Source organism: Prosthecobacter sp. (genome assembly GCF_044226605.1).
GTDB lineage: Bacteria > Verrucomicrobiota > Verrucomicrobiia > Verrucomicrobiales > Verrucomicrobiaceae > Prosthecobacter.
The window spans coordinates 122,981-135,208 of sequence record NZ_JBGAGS010000014.1; the positions used below are offsets into that span (position 1 = coordinate 122,981).

A 12,228-nucleotide genomic window follows, 5' to 3' on the forward strand; every position below is an offset into this window, starting at 1 on the left:
GCGCTTTCCGCGGCAAGCATTGCCTTTGGCACGCCGTATTGCACAGCCTTCCCGTCCCACCGCCATGAAGAAACTGCTCCCCCTCCTCCTGTCCCTCACCGTCTCGCTCCACGCAGAGATAGACCTCAAGAAGGGGGACAGCATCGCCATTCTAGGCAATGCCCTGCCCGACCGTGCACAGTACTCCGGGTGGCTGGAAACCATGCTGACGCAGGCCAATCCCGAAAAGGACCTCACCTTCCGCAATCTGGCTTTTTCTGGCGACGAAGTGCAGACGTGGCATCGCATCGACAACTTTGGCACGCGCGATGAATGGCTCAGCAAGGTGAAGGCGGATGTCATCTTTGCCTTCTACGGCTACAACGAGTCGTTCAAAGGATACGAAGGGATCGAAGAGTTTAAAAAGAATCTGGCCAAGTTCCTCGATGATGCGAAGGCGCAAAACTACAGCGGCAAAGGCGCGCCGCGCATCGTGCTCTTCTCTCCCATGGCCCTGCAAAAGCTGGCCAATCCCAGCCTGCCGCCGGTGGAGGAAAAGAACACGAACCTGCAGAACTACACCGCCGCCATGAACGAGGTCGCTGCCGCCAAGGGCGTGACGTTTGTGGATCTCTTCCAGCCCAGCGCCAAGGGCCTGCCAGAAGGCTCCACGCTCGACGGCCTCTACATCACTGACAGCGGCGAAAAAGCACTCGCCGAGGCCGCCTTCAAGGCCCTCACTGGCAAAGACGCGCCGCAGGTGAATGAAAAGCTGCGCCAGGCCATCAATGACAAAAACTGGGAGTGGCACCAGCGCTACCGCACCGTCGACGGTTACAATGTGTACGGCGGCCGCTCCGGCCTCGCCTACGCTGCAGGCGTGGGCGGTTTCAAGCAGAACGAGCGCAATCCCGAGAAGCCCTACATTTCCAACTACCAGGTGATGATGGAGGAGATGGCCCAGCGCGATGTGAAAACGGCAAACCGCGACCTGCGCGTGCATGCCATCGCCAAAGGCGGAGACCTGGTGGTGAAGGACGACAATCTACCGCCCGTGGAGAAGGTGCCGACCAACATGCCAAACCCAAAAGAGGGCAAAGAATTCAACAAGGTTCCCATGACCGGCATGACCTTCACCGCCGAAGGGCTGGTGGATTTTCCAGACGCCAGAGAAGCGATGAAGAACATCCAGCCCGAAGCCGGCCTGAAAATCACGCTTTTCGCCGATGAGAAGAAATTCCCCGAACTCGCCAAGCCGGTGCAGATGGCCTGGGACACACGCGGCCGCCTGTGGATCAGCGCCTGGAGAAACTATCCCGAGCGCACTCCCACCAGCACCAAGGGCGACAGTCTCCTCGTCTTCGAAGACACCGACGGTGATGGCACCGCGGACAAGATGACGGAATTTGCCGACAACCTGAACTGCCCCACCGGATTCAATTTCTACAAAGACGGCGTGATCGTGATGCAGTCGCCCAATCTCGTGTACCTTGAGGACACGAATGGCGATGGCAAAAGCGACAAGCGCACCATCCTGCTCATGGGCCTGTGCGCCGCAGACTCCCACCACGAAACGAATGCGCTGAGCTACGACTGCGGCGGCGCGCTGTACCCGAGCGACGGCGTTTTCCATCGCACACAGGTGGAGACGCTTTATGGCCCGGTGCGCAACACCAACGGCTGCATCTACCGCTTTGACTTGAACCGCCGCACCCTGGAGCGCTTCACGACCGATGCCACAGTGAATCCCCACGGCAAGGTCTGGGACCGCTGGGGCAATGCCTTCTTCACCGATGCCACCGGCAACGTGAACACCTTTGCCGAAGCTTCTTCCTGCTACCTGCCACGCGAAGGCGGCGGCAGCGCAAAGCTGCAGGAATTCTGGAAGCGCCCTGCTCGCCCAGCCGCAGGCAACAACCTCATCTCCAGCCGCCACTTCCCCGATGACTGGCAGAACAACTTCCTCAACTGCAACGTCATCAGCTTCCAGGGCATCTGGCGCGTGCCGCTCATGCCGGACGGCTCCGCTCTGAAAGGAGAAGTCAGCCATGAACTCGTGAAGGTGGACCCCGCTGTTTATCCCACCTTCCGCCCCAGCGCGGTCAGCGTGGGCCCGGATGGCGCGCTGTATTTCTGCGACTGGTCCAATGCCATCATCGGCCACATGCAGCACCATCTGCGCGATCCGAATCGCGACCACCTTCACGGCCGCATTTACAAGCTCACTTATGAGGGCCGCCCGCTGCTCAAACCCGCCAAGATCCACGGCCAGAGCATCGAAAGCCTCCTCGAAAACCTCAAGGCCTGGGAGGACAACGTGCGCATGCGGAGCAAGATCGAACTCGCTAAATACGAGCCGGCCAAGGTAGCCGCCTCAGCGAAAGCGTGGGCCGCCAAGCTCGACAAGGGGGACAAAGAATATGAGCACCACCGCCTTGAAGCCTTGTGGGTGCATCAGTGGGTGGATGTGGTGGACGTGGACCTTCTCAACCAGGTCCTCTCCTCTCCCGAGCCCCGCGCCCGTGCCGCCGCCACACGCGTTCTGTGCTATTGGAAAGACCGCGTCCCCGGTGCACTCGACCTGCTGAAAGCCGCCGTCAACGATCCCGCCATGCCCGTGCGCATGCACGCCGTGCGCGCGCTGAGCTTCTACCAGCCGACGCCGGATGCGGAGAAGGCGCTGGAGATCGCCTATGATGTGCTCAAGCATCCCACCGACTCCTACATTGATCACGTCTTCAGCGAATGCCGCAAAGGCCTGCAGTCCGTGCTGAAGACCAAAGTGCTGCCGAAGGATCCCGGAGCGCTCGCCGAGTTTATCGCCAAGACCACCGACGCCGATTTGAAAGGCCTGCCTGATCTGGAACCCGTGCTCATCGAAAAACTCACACGCCCCAAGCTCACCGCCGATGTCCGCGCGAAGGCCCTTGAAGAACTCGCCAAGAACAGCGGCAACGACGCACCCGTGGTGCTGGTGAACATGCTCAAGCGCATCGAGGCCGCCGATGGCAGGCTCAACGCCACTGCGGATGATCTCGGCAAGCTCCTGCTCGCGCAATCACCCGGCATGCTTGCCCGTCACGGCACGCTTATCAAGACCCTGGCCATGGAGGCGAAACAAGCGCCGGTGAAGCGTGCCTGCTACGCCGCCTACATCGTTGGCGACAAAACTCCCGACCATCTCTGGAAGGCCACCACCGACGGCGGCGAACTCAACTACCTTGTGGAATCCATCGCGCTTATTCCTGCCAACGAGGCCGCGCTACGCGCCAAGTTTCAGCCTCACCTCACCGCCCTGCTTGGGGATGCCAGCCTCGATGGCGGCCGCCTGCGTGCCGTGCTCACCGCCCTGCCCCTCATGGGCGCAGACCATGCCGGCGCAAACTTCCAGATCGTGGCGCAGCACCTCATCGACGGCAGAGAGCGCAACGCCGCCGCCAAGGCCCTCATCAAGTTCCCCAAAGCCAGCTGGGACGCCGCCAAGGCAAAGCCCGTCACCGACGCGGTACTCGCCTACGGCAAGACCGTGAAGCCCGCCGACCGCAGCAAGCCCGAATACGTGGAAATCATCACCGCCGCAAAGGAGATGGCCGCGCTGCAGGGAGACGCGGGCAAGGCCGTCCTCGCCGAACTGAAAACCATCAGCGTGGATGTCTTTGTGGTGCATACCGTGCACGAGCAGCTGCGCTTTGACACCACAAGGCTTGAAGTCACCGCCGGCAAGCAGTTTGAAGTCATCTTCGAAAATGACGACGTCATGCCGCACAACTTCGTCATCGTTCCCCCAGGAAAGCACATGGAAATCGGCACCGCAGCCATGACCATGACGCCCGACAAGCTGGACAAGCAGGGCCGCGCCTACATTCCCACCGCCTTTGAAAAAGACATCCTCGCCGGCACCAAGCTCCTCGAGCCCGGCCAGCGTGAAACCCTCAAGCTTAAGGCGCCCTCACAGCCGGGTGAATATGAGTTTGTGTGCACCTTCCCCGGCCATGCGGTGCTGATGTGGGGGACGCTGAGCGTGGGGAAGTGAGAAATCGAGGCACCATCTGTACGAAAGCGCACGGGACTGCGCCGGTCCTCCGACGCTTTCGAACGTCCACCGGCCTCCGCAGAGCTCCAGAGGTCTGGAGCACTCTTAAACGCTGCTGCGACTCTTGAACATCGAAAGCATGCGAAAAGCCTTTTCGATTTTTAGCAACAACACGATCTGCTGCGTCATGTGCGCGAGAGCGTCCTGGACTGCGCCGGTCCTCCGGCGCTTTCGAACGTCCGCCGGCCTCTGCAAAGCTCCAGAGGTCTGGAGCACTCCAAAACGCTGCCGCGACTTTAGCCAGCTCCACGGCTTTTCGCCCCTGCCCTTTCGCCATGCACCTTGCATGGCGACACCCCGCCTCAGCTTTCCCGGATCTTCCCGGCCAGCGTGTCCAGTGTGCGCTTAAAGTCGTTTGATCCCGTGATCAGATTGCCGACGACCTTGCAGGCATGAATGACTGTGCCGTGGTCGCGGCCGCCGAATTCATCGCCAATCTGCACCAGCGGCAGCTTGGTCAGCGTGCGGGTGAGGTACATGGCCACCTGGCGCGCCTCGGCGATGTTCTTCGGACGACGCGGTCCGGTGAGGTCGCTGACGCGCAGGTCGTAATGGGTGGCGATGATGCGCTGAATGCGGTCCACCGTGACGGTCTTGGACGGATCTTCGTCGATCACGTCATGCAGCATGGTGGCAAGCGCGGACTCCGTGGTGACGGCGCCTTCCAGGGAGACGTGGGCGGCCACGCGCATGAGCGCACCTTCCAGCTTGCGCACGTTGGAGCGGATGCGCTGCGCCATGTATTCCAGGATCCAGGGTTCGAGCGAGACATTGAAGTCGCTCTGCTTGCGGCGCAGGATGGCGATGCGGGTTTCAAAATCCGGCACCTGGATCTGCGTGGCAAGGCCCCACTCGAAGCGTGAGACCAGGCGGCTCTCCAGGTTCTTGATCTCGCTCGGCGGGCGGTCGCTGGCCAGCACGATCTGCTTCTGGCTGTTGAAGAGTTCGTTGAAGGTGTGGAAGAATTCTTCCTGCGTGCTGTCCTTGCCTTCAAAAAACTGCACATCGTCGATCAGCAGCACATCCACCTTGCGGTATTTCTGGCGGAACTGCGTGAAGGTCTGGCGCTTGATGGCGTCCACAAATTCATTGGTGAACTGCTCGGAAGTCACGTAGCGCACATTCGCACGCGGCTTGCGTGCCAGCACTTCCTGCCCAATGGCCTGCAGCAGGTGCGTCTTGCCAAGGCCTGTGGCGCCATAAAAGAACAGTGGATTGTAGATCTTGCCCGGCTTCTCAGCCACCGCCTTGGCCACCGCAACGGAGTAGCCGCTGTTGGTGCCCACGACATAGCTGTCAAAGTTGAACTTGGCGTTCAGTCCGGCCTCGCTGAAGAAGCGGATGGGCGCCTGATCCGCGTTCTGGACGCGTGCGGCCTTCATTTCAGGCAGCGGCGTGTAGGAAACCGGCGCGGGCTCCGTGGCCACATGAAACTCGATGACGGCAGGCACGCCCGTGACTTCCGCCACGGCATCGGCCACGGCAGCAGTATGATTGCTTTCAATCCACAGCTGATGAATCGGATTCGGCACCGTGATGATGAAACGACCGTCGTCCGAAAGACGTGCGGTCGTGCCGCTGAAGCAGCGCTGAAAATTGTCGCCGCCGAGGCGCTTCACCAGAACTTCGCAGACCTGGTCCCACACACTGGGAACGGCCGTGAAGAGTTCTGTGTGCGCATGCTGTGCCGATCCATTGAGGGAAGAGTGATTCGAGTTTTCATCGTTGCGCGCCATGATGAGTTTTTCTGGGAGAGTGAGGTCGAGGTTGGATTGAGAAGCTGTGCTGCAAGAGATTCAGATGGGAGCTACCGAGAGACCACCGAACATCTTTTTAAATGACACCTCTTTGTATGACGAAACCGACACGTGAAACAAGCTCTTCCTTGATATATTTTTAAAGTTTTGAAGCCTTCCCGAGAAAGATTCAAAATTAATTGCCACTCGAATGTGAAGATGTCTTCAATCTTGCGTGTACAAGATGTGAACAGTTTGCGAATAGCTGTGCAAACGCAAATCAGGCACGCTAATTGCGTGCCTGATCAAAATGTCCCGGCTGAAAATCGCATCCGGGCCTGCGGCTGGCATCAATGGGCCTGTTTCACGTGCTCTCCAAGCACATCACGGCCGAAGTCGCCGTCAAAGCTGCGCCACACGCTGTGCACGTGGTTGGCGTCATTCTGTGTGTTGTCATATTCAAGGAGGAAAGTCTTGCCCTGCACACGATAATAGTGCGGCTCACCGCGCTCCTTGCCACCAGCCCAGGCGAAATAGATGGTGCCTGCGGCCTTGAACTCCGCACGTGCTGCATCAGCGATCTCAGGACGCAGACGGTCGATGTACTCGTCAATGAGACGAGTGAGCATGGCCTTCTGTTTTTCGTCAAGGGCAGTATCCGCGAGACCTGCGGGCGAAAGAGCGCTCACCTTGTGTTCAGCAGCGGTGATCATTTCCTTCGGCGCCACGGTGTCCACATACGCCGTCTTGAACTGCTCCGGTGTGAGAGACTTCACCAGTTCGCGGCCCAGTTCTTCTTCCACGCCGAGCACACGCAGCCCGGTGAGAGGCCCCTGGCGGATCTCGCCCGGATTGGTGCCCATGAATGAAGGCGTGGCGCGCAGCATCTGGCCGTCCTTGATGGTGAAGTTCAGCGAGAGATGGTGGCCTTCCACACGCCAGCCCCAGGCGCCCTTGTCAGCAGGCTCGCCGAAAATCGACACGTAGTACTTTTCAGGATCGCGCTTTTCGCGTGTGGCAGCACGCTTCGACTCATCCGCACCTTCGATCTGGTAGAGGACTTCTTCCAGGCTCATGATGGTGACCGCCTTGGCGGAACCGCGGAAGCTCAGGCCCGTGTTCAGGAGGGCGTGCGCCAGCAGACGCTGCTGCGGCGTCATCTCCTTGAGCGGCAGCCCCTTGCGTTCACGCGGAATGAAGTGCCAGTTTTCGCGCTCCTCCGCTGCAAAATCAAAACTCGCCTTTGCTTTCTGCTCCGGCGTCAGCGCCGCGAGAAAGACCTTGGCGATGGCGGACATCTGCGCGCCGGCCTCATGGGCCTCGGCCTTGCGGACAGACAAATTTGAAAATGCAAGGCAAATGCCGAGGAAAGGAAGGGAGAGTCGCTGAGCGAGGTGCATGGGGTTGATTCGACGTGATTGCATGGCGGGGCAAGTCGAACGCTCATATCGCCGCCGGTTTGTCATTCATTGTCATCATTTTTCATCTTGCCCGCGCCGATTCGTTGACACTTTCCCGCGTGAGGTTGTAGTCTGATTAATATCGTAAATTACCGTCTCCACGTACCACCCGCCAAGCAGATCCGAATTCATGTACTCCAATGAAGCATACCTCCTCGAACAGCTCCTCGAAAACGGACTGCTGACCGAGCGCGACATCCAGCAGGCCAAAACCGGCCTCAAACCCGGAGAAAGCGTCATTGCGGTGCTGGTGAAATCCGCAACGGTCTCGGATGAGCAGATCGCGCGCATGGTGGCCGTCAATTCCGGCATGGAATACGTGGACCTGCATGGCTTTGATGGAAATCCGGCGCTCAAAGCCCTGGTCCCCCTGAAGGAGGCCCTGAAGTACAAGATCGCCCCGCTGGGCATGAACAACAGCACTTTGCAGATCGTGGTGGCGGACCCCTACGATTTCGAAACGCTCGATGCGCTGCCCCACGTGCTGCAGCCCGACATTGAGTACTACTGCTCCACCCCTGCCCTGATTAAGACCCTGCAGTCCAACATCTATGGCAACGAAGCCGTTATGGGGCCTCCGAAAAACAAGAATGACAAGAATGCGGACAACAGCACCACGGATGAAGATGCGCCGGTCATCAAGCTGGTGACAAACATGCTCATGGAGGCCTTCAAGCAGAAGGCTTCGGATATTCATATTGAGCCTTTGGAGAAGGACATCCGCATCCGCTACCGCATGGACGGCGTGCTGGTGGATGTCGGGCACCACCCCAAACGCCTGCACTCCTCCATCATCGGCCGCATCAAGATCATGACCGGCACCATGCAGCTGGATGAAAAACGCATCCCGCAGGACGGCCGTATCCAGATGTCATTCAACGACAAGGAGATCGACATGCGTGTGTCGATCATCCCCACCAACCACGGCGAAAGCGTGGTCATGCGTGTGCTTGACAAGAGCAGTCTCAAGCTCGGCCTGGTGGACCTAGGCTTCCTCAGCGATGACCAGGCCAGCTTCGAGCAGCTTATCACCCTCCCGGACGGCATCATTCTCGTCACAGGTCCGACAGGTTCCGGCAAAACCACCACCCTCTACGCCTGCCTCAACTTCATCAACCGGCCCGACCGCAAGATCATCACGGTGGAAGACCCGGTCGAATACGAGCTCGCGGGCATCAATCAGGTCATGGTGAAGGAAGACGTCGGCATGACCTTCGCCGCCGCGCTGCGCGCCATGCTGCGTCAGGCGCCCAACATCATCATGCTGGGGGAAATTCGTGACTTGGAGACGGCCTCCATCGCCATCCAGGCCTCCCTCACCGGCCACTTGGTCTTCAGCACGCTGCATACCAACGACGCCCCCAGCGCGGTGGCCCGTCTCAGCGACATCGGCGTGAAGCCCTTCCTCACGGCCTCCGCGGTGCGCGCCATCGAGGCCCAGCGCCTCGTCCGCAAGCTCTGCCCCGACTGCAAGCAGCCAGGCGTGCTCTCCAATCACGAGCTGCGCTCTCTCGGCCTCGAAGCCGCACAGATGGCGGAGGCCACCATCATGAATGCCGTCGGCTGTTCGAAATGCCGCCAGCGCGGCTTCCGCGGACGTATGTCCATCGTCGAAATCTTCAAAATCGACGATGAAGTACGCGGCATGATCAACCAGCAGCTCACCACCCCGCAGCTCCGCAAACGTGCGCGCGAGCTGGGCATGCGCACCCTGCGCGAGGACGGCATCCGCAAGGTGCTCGCCGGCCTCACCACCGCGGACGAAGTCATCGAGGCCACCATGGCTGACGCTGATTGATTTTTCACCTCTCGAAGCCCCAACGAAATTCTTTTCTTACAGACGACTATGACACCCCATAATGTGGTAGAGATGCTCAAAAGCCGCGGCGTGATCGACAAAGGCCTCGCGTATGACATTGAGCAGGACGCCGTGCAAAACGGCAAGGACATCGTCGAAGTGCTCCTGTCCTATGGCATCTACACCAATGAAGATGAGTTTTGGGCGCAGGTGGCCGATGAACTGGGCGCCGACCATTTCGATCTCGAAAACTTCACGCCACCTCCATCGGTCATCGCATTGATCCCGGCTGGCATGGCGCGTCTCTACGGCGCCTTTCCCATCACGCTGGACGCTCAGGGCCTTCACGTGGCGTTCACAGATCCGCTCAATCCCCAGCTCGTCGAAGATCTGCGCTTCGGACTCGAAAAAACCATCGTGCCCGTGGTCGCCCGCCGCAGCCAGGTGCTCAATTTGATCGAGAAGTTCTACGGCGCCGGCGCTCCCAGCATCGAGGAAATCTTCGGCCAGATCGGCAAGTCGGGCAAAGACGGCATGACCGCCGAGGCCGAGGCCAACTCCGCCCCCATCGTCAAATTCGTCGATCTCGTGATGCAGCAGGCCATCAAAGAACGTGCCAGCGACATTCACTTCGAGCCCTTCGAACGAGAGTTCAAGATCCGCTACCGCGTGGACGGCGCCCTGTATGAAATGGCCCCGCCGCCCATCCATCTGGCCAATTCCATCATCTCCCGTGTCAAGGTCATGGCGAGCATGAACATCGCCGAACGCCGCATCCCGCAGGACGGCCGCATCATGACCAACGTGGGTGGCAAGCCGGTGGACATGCGCGTGAACTCCCTGCCCACACAGCACGGTGAGTCGGTGGTCATGCGCGTTCTCGACCGCTCCTCCATCAATATTGAGCTCGAAGCTCTCGGCATGCAGCCCTTCCTTCAGGACTACATTGTCGAGACCATCAACAAGCCCAACGGCATCTTCATCGTCACGGGTCCCACCGGTGCTGGCAAGACCACCACCCTCTACGCCTGCCTGCGCCGCATCAACACCGTGGACTCCAAGCTCCTTACCGCAGAAGACCCGGTCGAGTATGAACTCGACGGCGTCATGCAGGTGCCCATCAACGACGCCGTGGGCCTGACCTTTGCCAAGGCGCTGCGTTCCTTCCTGCGTCAGGATCCGGACCGCATCATGGTGGGAGAAATGCGCGACCTCGAAACCGCGCAGATCGCCATCCAGGCCTCCCTCACCGGCCACTTGGTGCTGAGCACTCTGCATACCAATGACTCCGCGGGTGCCGTCACTCGTCTGGTGGACATGGGCGTGGAGCCCTTCCTCGTCTCCGCCACGCTGGAGGGCGTGCTCGCCCAGCGTCTTCTGCGCACCATCTGCAAAGGCTGCCGCGCTCCGTATGAGCCCAGCCTGCACATTCTCAATCAGCTCGGCCTCACCCCGGAGGACATCGGTGGCAAGCACTTCTACACCGGCACCGGCTGTTCCGTCTGCGGCAGCAGCGGCTACAAAGGCCGCAAAGGCCTCTACGAGCTTCTGGATGTCACCGATCCCATCCGCGAACTCATCACCGGCCGCGCTCCGTCCATCGTTCTCAAGCAAAAGGCCATCGAGCTCGGCATGGTCACCCTGCGTGAGGATGGTCTTCGCAGCATCTACGATGGCGCCACCACCATTGAAGAAGTCCTGAAGTACACCTGATTTCTCCCCGGCCCGCGTTCGCTCGTTCTGCTCCAGTGCTTTCCAGCACATTATTTGATGGACAGAACACCCGCCGCCCCGGTATTCTCATTTTACACTGAACAAACGCAGACACGCAACGCCCTATGCCCACGTTTCATTACATTGCCCTGGATCAAAACGGACAGGAAACCACCGGAGATCTGGAGGCCGCCACCGAGGCAGACGCCATGAACCAGATTCGCCAGTCCGGGCTGTATCTGACCAACATCGCTGCGGAAGGCCAGGGGCAGGCTGCCGCCATCAAAAAACGCGCCAAAACTTCGACCAAGACCAAGGGTAAAAGTGTCAAAGTCGGCGCCAATGCCAAGGTCAAGAGCAAGAGCCTGATGATCTTCACCCGTCAGCTCGCCACCCTGATCGACTCCGGCCTGCCTCTGCTGCGCGGCCTCACCGTGCTGGGCCGTCAGGAGCCAAATCTGGTGATGAAAGGCACCATCAACACCCTGGCGGACAACGTGCAGACCGGCAGCACCTTCTCCGAGAGCCTCCAGCAGTACCCGCGCATCTTTAACAAGCTCTACATCAACATGGTGAAGGCCGGCGAACTCGGCGGTGTGCTCGAGCTCGTTCTCAATCGTCTCGCTGAATACCAGGAAAAGGCGCAGAAGCTCAAAAACAAGATCGTGGCCGCCATGGTGTATCCGATGATCGTCATGTTCATCGCCGCGGGCATCATGGTTTTCCTCATGATGGTCATCGTGCCCCGCTTCGAGTCCATTTTCCAGGACATGCTCGGCAGCAAGGACAAGCTGCCTCCCCTCACCAAGTTCGTCATCGGTTTCAGCCGCGGCATGATGGATAATATCGTCTACCTGATCGCCTTCGTGATCGCTGTCTTCGTCGGCTGGCGTGTGCTCGCCTCCAACGCCGGCGGACGCCGCTGGATCGACCGCACCAAGCTCAAGCTCCCGCTCTTCGGCGATGTGCAGCGCAAAACCGCCATCTCCCGCTTCACCCGCACCCTGGGCACCCTCGTCACCTCCGGTGTGCCGATCCTTCAGGCCTTGAACATCACCCGGGACACCGCCGGCAACACCATCGTCTCAGACGCCATCAACAAAGTGCACGATGCCGTCAAGGAAGGTGAATCCATGGTGGCCCCGCTTGAGTCCAGCGGCGTCTTCCCGCCCATGGTTATTTCCATGGTGGACGTGGGTGAAGAAACCGGTCAGCTGCCCGAGATGCTTCTCAAGATTGCCGACGTGTACGAAGACGAAGTGGACAACTCTGTCTCCGCCCTCACCTCCATGCTGGAGCCCTTGATGATCGTCGTGCTCGCAGTCGTCGTCGGCACCATCGTCATGGCCCTCTTCCTCCCGCTCATCGACGTGATCAAGAATCTCAGCGGCGGCTCCGGCGGCTAGGCCTCCAGGTCCTGTGCCCCGGCCCTCCCCGTCTCGTCCTCCT

The 12,228-nt window shown here is 59.8% G+C and carries 6 protein-coding genes; 4 read left to right on the forward strand and 2 right to left on the reverse strand.

Annotated elements, in window-relative coordinates; genetic code table 11:
- Positions 1-64: 64 nt before the first annotated feature.
- Positions 65-4,012 carry a PVC-type heme-binding CxxCH protein gene (locus ACILSO_RS20025; protein WP_395739225.1) on the forward strand — a complete coding sequence of 1,316 codons (3,948 nt, stop codon included), beginning with the start codon at positions 65-67 and terminating at the stop codon, positions 4,010-4,012.
- 362 nt (positions 4,013-4,374) lie between these two features.
- Here the strand turns inward: ACILSO_RS20025 and dnaA are convergent, their stop codons facing one another.
- Positions 4,375-5,808, reverse strand: a complete 1,434-nt coding sequence (dnaA, locus tag ACILSO_RS20030) for a chromosomal replication initiator protein DnaA (RefSeq protein WP_395739226.1) — start codon at positions 5,806-5,808, stop codon at positions 4,375-4,377.
- 350 nt (positions 5,809-6,158) lie between these two features.
- On the reverse strand, positions 6,159-7,232 hold the full coding sequence (locus ACILSO_RS20035) for a DUF3500 domain-containing protein (RefSeq protein ID WP_395739227.1): 1,074 nt from the start codon (positions 7,230-7,232) through the stop codon (positions 6,159-6,161).
- A 166-nt stretch (positions 7,233-7,398) separates the two neighbouring features.
- On the opposite strand from ACILSO_RS20035, the gene ACILSO_RS20040 reads away from it, so the two are divergent.
- From ACILSO_RS20040 to ACILSO_RS20050, 3 genes are all read left to right on the forward strand, one after another.
- Positions 7,399-9,066, forward strand: coding sequence for a GspE/PulE family protein (locus ACILSO_RS20040; protein ID WP_395739228.1), 1,668 nt, complete (start codon positions 7,399-7,401; stop codon positions 9,064-9,066).
- 48 nt (positions 9,067-9,114) lie between these two features.
- The gene (locus tag ACILSO_RS20045; protein WP_395739229.1) at positions 9,115-10,779 is read left to right on the forward strand and encodes a GspE/PulE family protein; all 1,665 of its coding nucleotides are present in this window, start codon (positions 9,115-9,117) and stop codon (positions 10,777-10,779) included.
- Positions 10,780-10,904: 125 nt separating this feature from the next.
- Positions 10,905-12,185, forward strand: a complete 1,281-nt coding sequence (locus ACILSO_RS20050; protein WP_395739230.1) for a type II secretion system F family protein — start codon at positions 10,905-10,907, stop codon at positions 12,183-12,185.
- The last annotated feature ends 43 nt before the right edge of the window (positions 12,186-12,228 follow it).